This is a genomic window from Cellvibrio sp. (assembly GCF_046347455.1).
In the GTDB taxonomy this organism is placed as follows: Bacteria; Pseudomonadota; Gammaproteobacteria; order Pseudomonadales; family Cellvibrionaceae; genus Cellvibrio.
The window spans coordinates 537371-552786 of sequence record NZ_JAXMGC010000001.1 but is presented as its reverse complement, the minus strand read 5'-3'; the positions used below and the strand labels follow the sequence as shown (position 1 = coordinate 552786).

Here is a 15416-nt window from a genome sequence, read left to right as displayed (position 1 = left end):
ATCTGCGTACGAACAAATTAAGGTAAAGATTGATGGCGAATCCACCCGAAAAAGCCGGTGAAAAGACCAAAACAAAATTGCGCCCCGTTGATCAGGCTGCGATTCTGTTGATGTCTTTAGGCGAACAAGATGCCGCTGAAATTCTTAAGCACATGGGGCCAAAAGAAGTACAACGTATTGGCGCTGCTATGACGCAATTAAGCAACGTACAACAAAGCGATGTGCAAGCCGTCATGGGTAACTTTTTGGATGAAGTGCGCACCTTAACTGGGTTGGGTGTAGGTGCAGACGGCTACATTCGCAAAATGCTGGTAACCGCATTGGGTGAAGATAAAGCAAACGGCCTTATTGACCGTATTCTTTTGGGCGGAAATACCACAGGTTTGGATACGCTGAAATGGATGGACGCTCGCTCAGTAGCAGACATTATTCGTAACGAACATCCTCAAATCCAGGCCATTGTGATTGCTTATTTGGACGCAGACCAAGCTGCCGAAATTTTGACTTTCTTCCCCGAAAAAGTTCGCCTCGACATTATGATGCGCGTTGCATCATTGGATACGGTTCAACCCAGCGCTTTACAAGAATTGAATGACATTCTTGAAAAACAATTCTCCGGTAATGCTGCTTCGCAAACCAAAGCCATGGGCGGTTACAAAGTGGCTGCGGAAATTATGAACAATTTGGATGGTTCTATCGAAGCCGATTTGATGGATTCCATCAAAGAAATCGACGAAGACATGGGTAACCAAATCCAAGATCTTATGTTCGTATTTGAAAACCTCAAAGATGTGGACGACCGCGGCATTCAAGCACTGTTGCGCGAAGTGTCTTCCGAAGTTCTTATTGTTGCGCTCAAAGGTGCAGACGACGAACTCAAAGAAAAAATCTTCAAAAACATGTCAAAACGTGCTGCAGAACTCTTGCGCGATGATTTGGAAACCAAACCTCCAATGCGCCTTGCCGATGTGGAAGCAGCGCAAAAAGAAATTCTTACTACCGCACGCCGGATGGCCGATTCCGGCGAAATTATGTTGGGCGGCGGTGGCGAGGCCATGATTTAATTTTTAAGTTCGCGTTTAAACGAATTTAATGCGTTCACAGTAGGGCGTTTATGACCACCAAATCCATGCCAGGCCGAATTCCATCGGAAGAGTTGGGAGAAGTAAAATCCTGGATGCTTCCACCTGTGGACGATACTGGCAGGATTTTATCCAGCGCTGAAAAAGAAGCGCGCATGCGTCGTGAAAAATTGCTGCAACAAGGCAAAGAAAAAATCGAAACTGTTGAAATTCCGCCGCAACAAAAAACGGGCATGACCGCGCAAGAAATGCAGGATATTTTTGATGCAGCCGAAAAAGACGGCTTCGCGCAAGGTCACGCTGCCGGTTTTGAGCAGGGCAAAAACGAAGGTTACGAAGCAGGGCGCCAACAAGGTTTAATGGAAATGCGCGCTCATTTGACGCTTGAGCAACAACGTTTTCAACATCTTGCTAATTCATTATTAAATCCGCTTACGGCGCAAGACAACGACATTGAACATATGTTGTTGGACGTGATCTGTTCACTCACGCAAAGCGTTATTCAACGCGAGTTAGTTACCGATTCTTCGCATATTTTAGAGTTAGTAAAAACAGCTGTTGAGGCGCTTCCAGTCGGCAGCAAAAACATTCGCATCAGTTTGAATCCAGAAGATCTAGCGGTTGTTGAGACTTACGCCAGCGAGCAACAACTGGATTGGAAATTCTTTGCTGACACGCAATTGCAACCTGGTGGATGCAAAGTAGAAACGCCGGAAAGCCGCGTAGATTTTTCTGTGTCCCAACGCTTGCAAACTGTACTCGAACAATTTTTAACGGGGCAACTGGCGCAGGTGGATGCAGAAGAAAGCTCTCCGAGCGTTGAATGATTTATAGCGAACTCAACACTAAATAGCCGTCATACTCACATTCTAGCGCCAAAAAATGGTTCTCCCATGTCAGAACGCCAATCCATAAGTTCCCGCCTGCAACACTACGCGCCGCGCCGCGTTGTGAAAAACGAGCCAGTGGCGGAGGGCCGAATTACACGTTCCGTGGGTTTAACCTTGGAGGCTGTTGGTCTTAAAGTATCGGTGGGAAAACAATGTGAAGTGATCAACAGCGATGGTCGCCAAATTGAAGCGGAAGTTGTTGGTTTTGCCGGTGACCGTGTTTTTTTAATGCCGATAAAACGCGTCGAAGGTTTGCAACCCGGCGCACGCGTTGTACCTGTATCCGCACAGCAAGGTATGCGAATTGGTTTGCAAACCTTGGGGCGTGTCGTCAATGGAATTGGCCAGCCTTTGGATAACAAAGGCCCGCTCATCGGCGACGAATTCCTCGATTTCAATCCTTCAGAAATTAACCCCTTGCAACGCCATCCGATTAGCGAAACCTTGGATGTGGGCGTTCGCGCAATTAATGCCTTGATTACCGTGGGGCGCGGCCAACGCTTGGGCTTAATGGCGGGCTCGGGCGTGGGGAAAAGTGTACTCATGGGCATGATGACCAAATTCACTACCGCCGACATTGTGGTGGTCGGTTTGATTGGCGAGCGTGGCCGTGAGGTGAAGGAATTTATTGACCATATTCTGGGTGAAGAAGGTCTGCGCCGCGCCGTTGTGGTTGCGTCACCAGCGGATGACGCGCCGCTGATGCGTTTGCGGGCTTCGCAATTATCCAGCCGCATTGCGGAATACTATCGGGACAAAGGCTTGAATGTTCTGCTGTTGATGGACTCGCTGACCCGCTACGCCCAAGCGCAACGTGAAATCGCACTCGCCATTGGGGAGCCGCCCGCCACCAAAGGCTATCCGCCGTCTGTGTTCGCCAAAATCCCGCAGCTGGTAGAGCGAGCAGGTAATGCCGATAAAGGCCAAGGTTCAATTACAGCGTTTTACACCGTTCTAACTGAAGGCGATGATTTGCAGGATCCTATTGCCGACTCGGCACGTGCAATCTTGGACGGCCACGTGGTTTTATCGCGTCGCTTGGCGGAAGAGGGTGTTTATCCCGCTATCGATGTGGAAGCGTCTATTAGCCGGGCCATGCAGAACATAGTGCCGGAAGAGCATTTGAAGCAAATGCAGCGCTTTAAACAGCTTTTATCACGCTATCAACAAAACAAAGATTTGATTGCGATAGGTGCCTATTCCCAAGGTGCGGATGCAGAAACCGATGCGGCTATTGAACGTTTCCCTCATTTGCGCGCATTTATCCAGCAAGGCATTAACCAACGCGTACTCATGCCGGAATCAATTGCCAATTTGCAGTCTGTTATTCGTACCCAACAGCCTAAAGGTAATGGGCCTTTGGCAGCTCAACATCAGCGATAGGTAGTTATTTATGGCTGAATCTCGCGCCAAGCGTATGCAGGTTGTTCTAACCTTGGCTGAACGGGCAGAAGAGGCCGCCGGTCAACAGCTGAGCCAAGCCCAAGCTCAGGTGGCGGCAGAAGTAGAACAGTTGCGCCAGTTGGACGAGTACGCCGCACAATATCTGGCGATATATGGCGAGCGAAAAACCGGTGTTAGGCCCCATGAACTCATTGCCTATAGTGGTTTTATCCAGCGATTAGGCGATGCGCGGAAAGAGCAAGAAGCACGCCTCAAGCGGTTCCAGCAACAACTCGAACGCCTGCGGCAAGCATGGCGAGTTGCACATCAAAAGTGTGAATCTATCAAGGAGCTTATCCTTCGCTTGCAGCACGAAGAAAATGCACTTATGGAAAAGCGCTTGCAGAAAGAGTTGGACGAGCTTGTGGGGCAGGCCTATGTCAGGCGCGAGCAAGTCGATTGACCCTGTTAGCTTGCTTGCACGCCAATAGTGGGTTGCAAAAGCCTATATATTTTTTGGGAATCCTTGGTCTTGCTCCTATACAAAAGGCATTTATCGACTAGTCTTAACATGGAGACCTAGTGCTATCCATATTCCAAAGGCGTTGGTGGTGGGTGGCAATAATCCTAGGCATACACGAAACAAATAATGATTATTTGGACAATGTGATAGAGGTAAGTTATGGCGATCACGTCTACCGTTTCAGCAGATGGTTCTCAATTGACCATCTACATCCAAGGGCGTTTTGATTTCAGTTCGCATCAGGATTTCCGCAACGCTTACGAAAAGCTTGCCAAAACTCCCAGCCGTTTTCGGGTAGACCTACAGGGCACCTCCTATCTGGATAGTTCAGCCTTGGGTATGCTCTTATTGTTGCGCGATCACGCCGGTGGCGAACGTGCTGATATTGAAATAGTAAATTGCTCGCAAGACGTAAAAAAAATATTACTCATATCGAACTTTGAGCAGCTGTTTGCCATTCATTGACGGATAAAACGCTTGGAATTGTTTCAAAGCTGTAGCGAGACTGGACGGACGGTAAACGGAACTGACTGCTATGAATGATCTGCGCAATTTAAAAATTCTGGTTGCCGATGATACCGATGCAGACCGATTGATTTTAGAAACCATTGTGCGCAAGGAAGGTCACCACGTTTTTTCTGCACGTAATGGTTTGGAAGCTGTTGATATCTATCGGCAGGAGCGCCCGGATATAGTCTTGCTTGATGCGCTTATGCCAGAGTTGGATGGTTTTGAAGCTGCAAGACAAATTAAACAGCTGGCGGGCGATGAACTTGTCCCCATTATTTTTCTTACCTCCCTTCAAGACACAGATTCCCTTGTAAGTTGCCTGGACGCCGGTGGCGATGATTTTTTATCAAAGCCCTATAACCGCGTTATTTTAAAAGCAAAAATAAAATCCTTTAATCGTATGCGTGGTTTGCACAACACCATGATCATGCAGCGAGATCAATTGTCGCAGCACCACCGTCGTTTATTGCAAGAACAAACAGTTGCCAAACAAGTGTTCGACAATGTTGCACACAGCGGTTGTTTGAACGCGAACAATGTACGTTATTTTCTGTCGTCGCTCGCGGTGTTCAACGGTGATGTGCTCGTTGCCGGTATGCGCCCGAACGGTAACATGATGGTATTGCTGGGCGATTTCACCGGGCACGGTTTGCCGGCCGCTATTGGTGCAATGCCCTTGGCATCCACGTTTTATGGCATGGTCAACAAAGGTTTTTCCATGTCAGATGTATTGCGCGAAATCAACAAAAAATTGAAATCCATTCTGCCTGTTGGATTGTTTTGTTGCGCAACCATGATTGATTTTAATTTTCGAAAAAAACGTATAAAAGTGTGGAATGGTGGATTGCCAGCAGGCATGGTCTACCGCAAAGACGGCTCCGTTATTCCTTTGCGCTCTACACATTTGCCTTTGGGTGTGCTCGCTGAAAAAAGTTTTAAGGACGATACACAAGTCATTAATCTTGATTCCGGCGACAGGGTATTCATGTGGTCGGACGGTATCCACGAAGCACGCAATGCACAGGGCGAAATGTTTGGCGAAGAACGTCTTCTGCAATTGTTTGAAGAGAATGAATGCAACCAAACCGCATTTGATGAAATTTTGTTAGGCGTCAAAAACTTCATCGGCTCCGGCGAGCAAGACGATGATCTATCCATGATAGAAATTTGTATGGATGCGCCGGAAAATCTGAGCATACCAAGTGCCAGTTCGGGTAAATTGCAACAGCATGGGCAAGTGGAATGGGAATTGCGGTTTGAAGTGAAACCGACCAGTTTTAAAACCTTTGATCCTTTACCTTTTTTGCTCAATATACTCACAGAAGAACCCGATTTGCGCGGGTTTAGTGGCAGCTTGTACACGATTCTAGCCGAGCTTTACTCAAATGCACTTGAGCACGGGGTGTTAGGCTTGGGTGGCGATATTAAAAAAACGCCGGAAGGCTTTGCAAACTACTACACGCAACGTGAAAAACTGTTGAATGAAATTACAACGGGGTTTGTCCATATTTATTTTGCTTATTCATCGAACCTTGACGGTGGTTCACTGACACTTCGTGTAGAGGATAGCGGCAAGGGCTTTGATTTCAGTTCGCGGCAGGGTAAAGAATTATCCATTACCGGTTATAGTGGTCGCGGTATTAGTTTGGTTGAAAAGCTATGCAAAACGGTGCGCTATTACGGTTGCGGTAATAAAGTGGAAGTCGTTTTTGAATGGGCTAATGACGACTGATGTTTGTCGCATAATTTGTTGCTTGGGTTGCTTATGAATGATGTACAGCATTTGGATTACGATGCGCTAAATGCGCTTAAAGAGGTTATGGAGGACGATTTTGGTTTATTAATTGAAACCTACCTGCGTGACTCCACCGACCGCTTGCTAAGCCTGCAACAAATGATTGGTGGTGAAAATCTGGATGCTATCCGCAGAACTGCACACAGCTTTAAAGGGAGTAGTAGCAATTTGGGTGCTGTGCATTTGGCATCGCTCTGTGCTGTTATAGAGCGCAATGCGTTGGATGCAAGCCTTGGGTCGCTCGCAGGAGATGTATCGCGCGTTGAAACTGAATTTCTTATCGTCAAACAAAAAATGCAGGATTATCTGCGCTAATTATTTATCAAGTTATTTGCCATTTTGGCACCCGCCTTGCTCTTTCTATTTTAAATTCATCAACTAAGCCTAACTCCTGATAAAGCGGCCATGTGTTGCCGTTTTATCCCTTGTGCGGCGGCAATAGAATGAGGTTGCGGCAATGAATAACAGTTCAGCGAATATGGTTTTCCTTAAATCAGCGCAAGCAACTGCAACACCGAATCCTGCGCTCAAGCGCGATTATCGCGAAGATGCCTCTTCCAGTTTTCAGCAGAGTTTAAGCGATGTGCAAGCATCGGCGCGTGCGGAACGCCAGCTGGCGGCCAAGCCTCCCGTTAAAAAAACTACGCAGTCGAATAAATCAGAATCGGCTGTAGAATCTGCTAAGCCTGCCGCCAAGCAAGTTGCCCGCGCAACCAAAGACGATCAACCTCTTCGCCATAGCAGAGAGCCTAAGTCGAACCATAGTTCAGATGTTCAAACTGAAAACACAAATTCTCGCGAACTCAAAACCGCGCGTAAAGTGGCAGCTACGCAGAGCAAACCAAGCGAATCCGACGCTATTCCAGTTGCTGTTGAACAAGTTCCTCAAAATCCCACTGATGAAAACAGTTCGTCAGAACTTGGCGTGCTAATGGCCGCGCTCCCGTTTGCGTCTCCTGCGGGAGAGACATTAGATACTCAGCCCGAACAGGGCGAGGGGGCGGATGCAAACACCACATTGTCACTTGCAGGTTCCGGGGATTCCACAGAAGGTGATTTACCTGTTTCGGCGAACTGGCTGGATAAGCTTGCAACCCAATCTTCGGTAGCAAATGAACCATCAGCGGCGGATGATACAGAAGGTGCTCTGACTGATAAGAATACCTCTGAATCCATTTCTCCCATGCAGACAGTACTGAGTCCGGATCAAATGACGCAACAAGCGACTGATGTCGCCTTGGCTGCCGGCGCGGCTCAAACGCAAATGATAAAGCCAACATCCGGCCTGAGTGCGTCCCCGGCTGATACGACGGAATTGGAGGGGGAGCCGGTCGGTCTGTTGGCGGTCTCGTCAGAGGCGAAGTCAGTGGTTAAGGCAGAGGTTTCCGCATCCGCTTTGCCGGAGGTGGTGGATGGCGAGTCTGAGGAGTCTCAGTCCGCCAAGCTGCCAACGGGCTTCGACAAATTGTTACAGGCTGCGTCTCAAACGAATGGCCACGCAAAAGACGATGTAACACAAGCACCGCCCGCACCAGTTGCCAACACTCCTTCATCGGGCGGGGTGCACGCTTGGTTGCAATCGGGGAACACAGAAATACCCGCTGCACGAACCTTTGTTGTCCAAACTGCGGTTTCAGTTCCCGTGGGGCAACCCCAGTGGAGCCAAGCAGTCGGTGAAAAAGTTTTATGGCTTGCCGCTCAAAATGTAAGCTCGGCAGAAATCAACCTCAACCCGGAACATTTGGGGCCGATGCAAGTAAAAGTCAGCGTCAACCAGGAACAAACCAGCGTAAGTTTTACCAGTCATCACCCAGTCACGCGCGAAGTGCTCGATCAAAATTTGGGGCGTCTGCGAGACATGTTTAGTGAGCAAGGTTTAAATTTGGTGAACGTGGATGTATCAGATAAGTCATTCAATCGTCATCAAGGTGACGCACAACATCAAAACGGGCAGGGCGCAAAACAGGACAAGGTTGAAGACGAGACTCCTGTTGCGGTGAGCCTAATTAAACAGCAGCGTCTGGTTGACCACTACGCTTAATTTTTTAAATAGGGTGAGGCTTTTAATGGCTTGCCCATGCAAACTAACGCCACACAGCTCGTTTCAGCTGAAGGTGTCGCTGCATAAGTGATCAGCTTGACTGCATCGCAACCAGCGTTCGTAATTTCATTTAAGAAAGCGAAAATCCCCCACCTGCTTCGCTAGCAATCAAACAATCCGCTGCTACTCTTTAGTGAGCAATAGCTGGCATAGCTATTGCTCAAACCCTATTAACCAAAGAAAGTGACGGAGTTTTGACATGGCCGCTGGAAAAAAAGAAGAGAAAGACGACAAAGCAGATCAGCAGGTTGATCCTGCCGCAGCAGAGGCCAAGCAAAAAAAGAAAAAGCTGTTCATGTTTATTGGTATCGCAGTCTTGCTGGTGCTCGTTTCTGTTGGCGCGACATTTTTTATTGTCTCTAAAATGATGGGTTCCAAACACGCGAGCGAGGAAGAGGCCAGTAGTGAATCCAGCGAAGCAGCTGAGGTGGTGGCACCGGCAATTTACTATCCGTTGAAGCCTAATTTTACTGTGAACTACGATGTAAATGGCCGGCAGCGCTTTTTACAAACAGAAATTACTTTGATGTATCGCGACGCAGAAATTTTGAAAACACTTGAGCTCCATATGCCTGCCGTAAGAAATGGATTGGTTATGTTATTGAGCAGCCAAGTATTCGACGAGTTGCAAACAGCAGAGGGTAAGGAAAAATTGCGAGCAGCTGCACTCAAAACAGTGCAAGAAATTATCGCTAAAGAAGAAGCGGCAGGCTCTGAGAAAGATAAAGAATCTGAAAAGGATGACGAAAAATCCAAAGCGAAAAAAACACCACCTAATATTGAACAGGTTTTATTTACCCAGTTCGTAATGCAATAGTTGTGAACAAAGGATAGCGAGACGTGCAAGATCTTTTATCGCAAGACGAAATTGACGCGCTCTTACACGGCGTTGATGACGGCGACATAGAAACCGAATCGGAGGTAGAGCCCGGCGCGGTTAAAAACTATGACCTCACCAGCCAGGATCGTATCGTGCGTGGGCGCATGCCCACACTCGAAATGATTAATGAGCGTTTTGCGCGTTACACTCGCATCAGCATGTTCAATATGTTGCGTCGTACAGCCGATGTTTCTGTAGGCGGTATTCAAATTCAAAAGTTTGGCGAATACGTTCACACACTATATGTGCCCACCAGTTTAAATATGGTGAAGTTTCGGCCTTTGCGCGGTACTGCATTAATTATTTTAGACGCAAAGCTTGTTTTTAAATTGGTGGATAATTTTTTTGGTGGTGATGGCCGCCACGCAAAAATTGAAGGGCGCGAATTTACGCCCACTGAATTGCGCGTAGTACAAATGGTATTAAACCAAGGCTTCGTTGATTTGGCTGAAGCCTGGAAAGCGGTAATGCCCATCAACTTTGAATATGTGCATTCCGAAGTAAATCCGTCATTGGCAAACATTGTTAGTCCAAGTGAAGTGGTTGTGGTCAGTACATTTCACGTTGAATTGGATGGCGGTGGTGGTGAGTTACATATCACCATGCCTTACTCCATGATTGAACCCATTCGTGAAGTTTTGGATGCCGGCTTGCAATCAGATACCGATGAGCAAGACGAGCGTTGGGTTAAAGCCTTGCGTGAAGATGTGCTCGCGGCAAAAGTAGAATTGGAGTGCGATGTTGTGCGCCGCGAAATTACCTTGCGCGATATTGTTGATTTAAAAGCTGGCGATGTTATTCCTGTTGAGTTCCCTGACTTTCATGTGGTGACCGCAAATGGCGTACCCATGTTCAGAACGCAATTAGGTCAGCATCGCGGCAATTTAGCCTTAAAAATTAAAGAATTCATTGACCGCTCTAATGCGCAAAATGTAACTGGTACCCCAGGAGTTAATCATGGCAAGCGATGATGTTAATCAAGACGATATGGCGGACGATTGGGCAGCCGCAATGGCTGAGCAAGCTATTGCTGATGAAGCTCTCGCAAATCCCATTTCGTTTGAAGAATTACAAAGCGAAACTATCAAGGCGAACCCCAATCCTGAATTGGAGGTTATTCTGGATATTCCAGTCACTATTTCAATGGAAGTGGGGCGCACATCGATTACGATTCGCAATCTATTGCAACTCAACCAAGGCTCTGTGATTGAATTAGATCGCTTGGCGGGTGAGCCTTTGGATGTGCTGGTGAACGGTACATTAATCGCCCACGGTGAAGTGGTTGTGGTAAACGAAAAATTCGGTATTCGCATGACCGATGTAATAAGCCCGGCCGAACGTATTAAAAAGCTGCGCTAATTCTATTCGTATAAAGGTGGTTCTATGCAAAATTTTACCGGCTCATTGTTTAAATCCACTGCCGGTATTTTATGTGTTTGTTGTCTGCTTTTTTCCGCGTCATTTTCATTCGCTGCTACCTCACCCACTGCGAGCGAAAATGCAACTGCAATAACAAGTTCAGCAGCCAGTTCCGTAAGTGCAATACAATCGGGTCAAGAGCCTGCATCGGTTTCATCTGCTGCGCCGTTAAAGCCAGCCGTATCAACCAAAACAACTAGCGCATCGCAGCTCACCAGTTTGGCGGGCGGCTTGGCGCTTATTTTGATTTTAATTTATGGATTGTCGTGGTTTGTAAAACGCTTTAGTCAAGGTGGTTTTTTAAATAACCCCACCATGAAAATTGTGTCAGCCATGCCTTTAGGTACGCGCGAGCGTCTAATGCTGGTAGATGTTGGTGGAAAGCAACTACTCTTGGGGGTTACCGCGACGCAAATTAATACCTTGCATGTTTTTGATGAACCTGTGGTGTCAACCGAAAAAAATCAGCCTGCAACATCTGATTTCAGTCAAAAGCTAATGGCGGTGTTGCAGCAGAAAAATGTGGCCTCGGGAGCTTCATCTGCAACTGAAAGCCCGAACACAACATCTAATTCGTAAGGAATTATTATGTCTATTTACGGATGGCGAAATTGTTCGCGCTTTGCCCAATTTTTCCTACTGACAATTTTCGTATTCATCAGCTCCAATAGCTGGGCGCAGGCAAACACTAATCAGCCCGCCGCTACACCTGCATCGGTTGCGAATATTGGTGGATCTCTACCTGCAATTCCCGGCTTGCCCGCACTTACCGTAAAAACCAATAAAGACGGTACTCAGGAATACACAGTAACGCTGCAAATTTTAGGCATCATGACGATGCTAACTTTTTTGCCTGCGTTGCTGATGATGGTCACCTCATTCACTCGCATCATTATTGTGTTTTCAATTTTGCGGCAGGCGTTGGGTTTACAGCAATCGCCGTCAAACCAAATTTTAATCGGCTTGGCCTTGTTCCTCACATTTTTTATTATGCAGCCGGTGTTTAACAAAGCTAATCAAGACGGTTTGCAACCCTATATCAACCAACAGATTACTGCCAATGTTGCAATAGAGCGTGTTGCTGCGCCTTTCCATTCCTTTATGTTGGCGCAAACCCGCGAGTCGGATATTAATTTATTTGTAGGAATTGCTAAGCATCCTCCCATTGCGACACCGCAGGAAACACCGTTTAATATTTTAATTCCTGCATTTATTATCAGTGAACTAAAAACTGCCTTTCAAATTGGGTTTATTATTTTTATTCCATTTCTGGTTATTGATATTGTCGTTTCCAGCGTGCTTATGGCCATGGGTATGATGATGTTGTCACCACTCATTATTTCACTCCCGTTTAAGATCATGCTGTTTGTGTTGGTTGATGGATGGGCAATGATTGTTGGGACACTGGCCGCCAGTTACGGGGTTTAACGGAGGTTATATGACACCCGAAGTTGCAATGGATTTATTTTCCGAGGCTTTATATCTCACCGTTTTGCTCGTGTTGGTAATTGTTGGCCCAAGTCTGATTGTCGGTTTAATTGTGAGCATGTTTCAAGCGGCTACGCAAATTAACGAGCAAACACTCAGTTTTCTCCCGCGGTTGATAATGACTATTGCGACTATAGGTATGGCGGGGCCTTGGATTATTACCAAATTTATGGATTTGTTTACGCGGCTTTATACCAATATACCCACGCTCATCGGCTAATGTTGATATCACAACATGCAAGAACTCGTTGTTAGTGAAGCGCAAATTAATCAATTTATCGGTCAATATTTATGGCCGCTAATTCGTATTAGCGCGTTTTATTTCGCGGTTCCTATCATCGGTGCTCGCACAGTTCCTGCTCGTGTTCGCCTCTTGTTAACCTTGTTTACCGCTTTGCTTGTCGTTCCGCTCTTACCCAATGCCCCGGTTGTTTCATTTTTTTCGCTGCAAGGAATGCTAATGGTTGCGAAAGAAATCATCATCGGCTTGGCGTTAGGTTTTTCATTACAAATTGTGATGCACGTATTCGTACTGGCCGGTCAGTTGATTGCATTAAAACTGGGGTTGGGATTTGCCGCGCAGAACGACCCTTCAAGCGGTGTGAGTGTGACAGTGCTTTCCCAGTTTTATTTGCTGTTGTCCACGTTGTTGTTTTTAGCAATCAACGGTCATTTGGCTGTTATTAATATGATCGTTAATAGCTTTACAACTTTTCCTATCGGTGGACCCGGGCTTACGTCCGATGATTACCTGTTAATTGTGCATTTGTTTTCGTGGATGTTCGCCGCGGCGCTCCTAATAAGTTTGCCGCTATTTACCTCCATGATGATCGTTAATTTATCCTTCGGAGTTATGGGGCGTTCCGCGCCACAACTCAACATTTTGAACGTAGGTTTTCCTATCACATTAATGTTCGGTTTTATTTTGATGTGGTATTCGCTGTCAAATTTCTTGCCACTTTTCTATCAAATTATTGATGAAGGTTTGGCTGCTGCTAATACCTTGATGGGAGCACGCTAAATGGCAGAAGACGATAGTCAGGAAAAGACGGAAGAGGCCAGTGGCCGAAAGATTGAGAAGGCGCGCGAAGAAGGGCAGGTGCCTCGCTCGCGTGACCTTACAACTTCCGTTGTATTGCTATTAGGCTCTATAGCTTTGCTTTACTACGCCGATTTTATGGGCGGAAAATTTGTAGACATGATGCGCGTGAATTTTGTGCTGTCGCGCGAAACAATTTTTGATCCCAATGCCATGATTGGCCATTTTGTGTCGGCCTTGTTTCAGGGACTACTCAGCATGGGCCCATTTATGGCCATTATGATACTAGCGTCCATTATCGGCCCAATCGCTCTGGGGGGGTGGTTATTCAGTGCTGATGCCATGATGCCCAAACTCAGTCGTATGGATCCTATGGCTGGCTTAAAGCGCATGTTCTCGATGAAATCGCTTGTTGAGTTGCTCAAATCGACTGCAAAGGTCAGCATCATTTTGGGGGCAACCGTTTTTCTGTTGAAGTTTTACGCGCAACCCATGTTTCGCATGAGCGATGAATCAATTAATTCCGCCATCATCCACTCTACAAAAATTAGCGGCTACGCATTAATTGCATTGTCCGCGTGCACATTAATTATTGCAGCCTTTGATGTGCCGCTACAGATTTTTGAATACAACAAAAAATTAAAAATGTCTAAACAGGAGGTGAAGGACGAAGCAAAAGACACAGATGGTAAGCCAGAAGTCAAAGGCCGTATTCGTCAGCTGCAGCGTGAAATGGCGCAACGCAGGATGATGTCAAATGTTCCCAGCGCAGATGTCATTATTACCAACCCTACGCACTATGCAGTTGCACTCAAATATAATCCTGAAACTATGGCAACGCCGATTTTGCTGGCTAAGGGCGGCGATAATATCGCGCTTAAAATTCGCGAAATTGGTAAAGCCAAAGGCGTTGAGATTATCGAATCCCCCGTGTTGGCGCGCGCGATATTCCATACAACGGAATTAGATCAGGAAATTCCATCCGGCCTTTATTTAGCCGTAGCCCAAGTGCTCGCCTACGTCTTCCAGTTGCGCACCTACCGCAAAGGTCGCGGCCAAAAGCCACGTTACCCAAGCAACATCACAGTGCCAAAAGATATGTATTTTGATTAGCGAACTTGGAAAACTCTGAGTGGGAGTAAAGAGGGCAAAAACAAAAAAGCCGCAATTAAGCGGCTTTTTTGTTTAACCGACATTGGTAGTTGTCAGTTTAATGTGGTACCAGTGGTCGGACTCGAACCGACACGCTTTTAAGGGCGCCGGATTTTGAATCCGGTGCGTCTACCAATTCCGCCACACTGGCAAAGAAAGTGGGCGCATTATATCAACGAGTTTTGCGGCGTCAACGATATTTTTCGTTTTTTCCAAGGTATTTTCAGTGGACGCCTGAAAAGCCGTCAGCTCGTTGGTTTATCGGACAAGCCGTTTATTTTAAAGGCTTCGCTCCTGATTCTTTGATCTTCCGAAAATAAAAAAGGCGACTCGAAAGTCGCCTTTATCATCTTGCTGCTGGGCTATGCAAGAACTTTACTGGCATTATATCTAACGCAAATCCGTATACATTATAAAATGTCCTTATAAATCAATATAATGTGAGTAATAAAGCTGCCTCTAAATCATATAGCGTATACATTGAATATTTTTTCATTAATATTTTTGACTAAAGTATCCGCTTTGATAGGCACTATATTGGAAGTATCCTTTGGGCACAACATGTGGTGTTATAATATTTTTGAAGCACTAGATATATGCCATAAATAATTTTGATTACTTAGCTATCTAATAGCTTTTAAATTAGCCATATGCAAGCTTTCGCAATGATTACTCAATATCCCAATGGAGAAGCTTTCCATCCATGTACGAGTAAACACTTATTCCCCCCTTATCCAATCCCTGACCTAAAATAACCATCAACAAACCATTTGTGGCGAGATTGGAACTCTTCATTAATCGTCTCATTGCATCAATATCGTGCCCAGAAGCTCTAGGTACTTTTTCGGCATGGGTATGCCACTCACCTAAATACACATTACCAAATTTTGCTTGTTGCTTAATTTCAGACTGAGCGCTCATCGCATCAGATCTATAGTGACGTGGACCGCGGTCGTCTTTTGAGTAAGGACCTGTAGCACAGGTAATAATAATTGAATCTGGATCTACGACTCCAAATAATTGCCCACCAGCCTCCAAACTTCTTGCATGTAATTGACGATGTTGTGAAAGATACTTAATAACTTGTGCTTGTATTGACACACTTTGTGTAAAGCTACTATTTACCGCTTTAAGCTCCAACATAAATAATGGTT

18 protein-coding genes and 1 tRNA gene are annotated in these 15416 nt (G+C 46.1%); 17 read left to right on the top strand and 2 right to left on the bottom strand.

From position 1 onward, the window contains the following. Positions 1-32: 32 nt before the first annotated feature. From fliG to flhB, 16 genes are all read left to right on the top strand, one after another. Positions 33-1064 (top strand): flagellar motor switch protein FliG, encoded by a 1032-nt coding sequence (fliG, locus tag U1F02_RS02510; protein ID WP_409988771.1) that lies wholly within the window; start codon positions 33-35, stop codon positions 1062-1064. Between the two features lie 50 nt (positions 1065-1114). Then, on the top strand, positions 1115-1909 hold the full coding sequence (locus tag U1F02_RS02505; RefSeq protein ID WP_409988770.1) for a flagellar assembly protein FliH: 795 nt from the start codon (positions 1115-1117) through the stop codon (positions 1907-1909). A gap of 66 nt (positions 1910-1975) precedes the next feature. Continuing rightward, the gene (fliI, locus tag U1F02_RS02500; RefSeq protein ID WP_409988769.1) at positions 1976-3355 is read left to right on the top strand and encodes a flagellar protein export ATPase FliI; all 1380 of its coding nucleotides are present in this window, start codon (positions 1976-1978) and stop codon (positions 3353-3355) included. 10 nt (positions 3356-3365) lie between these two features. Then, entirely contained in the window at positions 3366-3818 is a 453-nt protein-coding gene (fliJ, locus tag U1F02_RS02495) for a flagellar export protein FliJ (RefSeq protein WP_409988768.1), read from the top strand. A gap of 219 nt (positions 3819-4037) precedes the next feature. Then, positions 4038-4343 (top strand): STAS domain-containing protein, encoded by a 306-nt coding sequence (locus tag U1F02_RS02490; RefSeq protein WP_409988767.1) that lies wholly within the window; start codon positions 4038-4040, stop codon positions 4341-4343. A gap of 70 nt (positions 4344-4413) precedes the next feature. Next, a complete protein-coding gene (locus U1F02_RS02485) occupies positions 4414-6120 on the top strand; it encodes a SpoIIE family protein phosphatase (protein ID WP_409988766.1) in 1707 nt (568 codons plus the stop codon). Positions 6121-6153: 33 nt separating this feature from the next. Continuing rightward, the gene (locus U1F02_RS02480) at positions 6154-6498 is read left to right on the top strand and encodes an Hpt domain-containing protein (protein ID WP_409988765.1); all 345 of its coding nucleotides are present in this window, start codon (positions 6154-6156) and stop codon (positions 6496-6498) included. 142 nt (positions 6499-6640) lie between these two features. Then, entirely contained in the window at positions 6641-8224 is a 1584-nt protein-coding gene (locus U1F02_RS02475; RefSeq protein WP_409988764.1) for a flagellar hook-length control protein FliK, read from the top strand. 259 nt (positions 8225-8483) lie between these two features. Beyond that, positions 8484-9101 carry a flagellar basal body-associated FliL family protein gene (locus U1F02_RS02470; protein WP_409988763.1) on the top strand — a complete coding sequence of 206 codons (618 nt, stop codon included), beginning with the start codon at positions 8484-8486 and terminating at the stop codon, positions 9099-9101. A 23-nt stretch (positions 9102-9124) separates the two neighbouring features. Continuing rightward, positions 9125-10135 carry a flagellar motor switch protein FliM gene (gene fliM, locus U1F02_RS02465; RefSeq protein ID WP_409988762.1) on the top strand — a complete coding sequence of 337 codons (1011 nt, stop codon included), beginning with the start codon at positions 9125-9127 and terminating at the stop codon, positions 10133-10135. Next, a complete protein-coding gene (gene fliN, locus U1F02_RS02460; RefSeq protein ID WP_409988761.1) occupies positions 10122-10523 on the top strand; it encodes a flagellar motor switch protein FliN in 402 nt (133 codons plus the stop codon). Before fliM ends, fliN begins: the two co-directional genes overlap by 14 nt. A 24-nt stretch (positions 10524-10547) precedes the next feature. After that, positions 10548-11162: a flagellar biosynthetic protein FliO gene (gene fliO, locus U1F02_RS02455; protein ID WP_409988760.1), complete on the top strand. Its 615-nt coding sequence runs from the start codon at positions 10548-10550 to the stop codon at positions 11160-11162. Between the two features lie 9 nt (positions 11163-11171). Further along, positions 11172-12011 carry a flagellar type III secretion system pore protein FliP gene (fliP, locus tag U1F02_RS02450; RefSeq protein WP_409988759.1) on the top strand — a complete coding sequence of 280 codons (840 nt, stop codon included), beginning with the start codon at positions 11172-11174 and terminating at the stop codon, positions 12009-12011. 10 nt (positions 12012-12021) lie between these two features. After that, entirely contained in the window at positions 12022-12291 is a 270-nt protein-coding gene (gene fliQ, locus U1F02_RS02445) for a flagellar biosynthesis protein FliQ (RefSeq protein WP_409988758.1), read from the top strand. Between the two features lie 15 nt (positions 12292-12306). Further along, complete coding sequence (fliR, locus tag U1F02_RS02440) at positions 12307-13092, top strand: flagellar biosynthetic protein FliR (protein ID WP_409988757.1); 786 nt, start codon at positions 12307-12309, stop codon at positions 13090-13092. Continuing rightward, on the top strand, positions 13093-14223 hold the full coding sequence (gene flhB, locus U1F02_RS02435) for a flagellar biosynthesis protein FlhB (protein ID WP_409988756.1): 1131 nt from the start codon (positions 13093-13095) through the stop codon (positions 14221-14223). A gap of 103 nt (positions 14224-14326) precedes the next feature. Here flhB and U1F02_RS02430 read toward each other — a convergent pair. Beyond that, positions 14327-14413 (bottom strand) — tRNA-Leu (locus U1F02_RS02430). Here U1F02_RS02430 and U1F02_RS02425 point away from each other — a divergent pair. Further along, positions 14377-14568 (top strand): hypothetical protein, encoded by a 192-nt coding sequence (locus U1F02_RS02425; protein ID WP_409988755.1) that lies wholly within the window; start codon positions 14377-14379, stop codon positions 14566-14568. The two genes, U1F02_RS02430 and U1F02_RS02425, sit on opposite strands and share 37 nt — an antisense overlap. Before the next feature lie 363 nt (positions 14569-14931). On the opposite strand, the gene U1F02_RS02420 is transcribed toward U1F02_RS02425, so the two are convergent. After that, complete coding sequence (locus tag U1F02_RS02420) at positions 14932-15405, bottom strand: Mov34/MPN/PAD-1 family protein (protein WP_409988754.1); 474 nt, start codon at positions 15403-15405, stop codon at positions 14932-14934. Between the last annotated feature and the right edge of the window lie 11 nt (positions 15406-15416).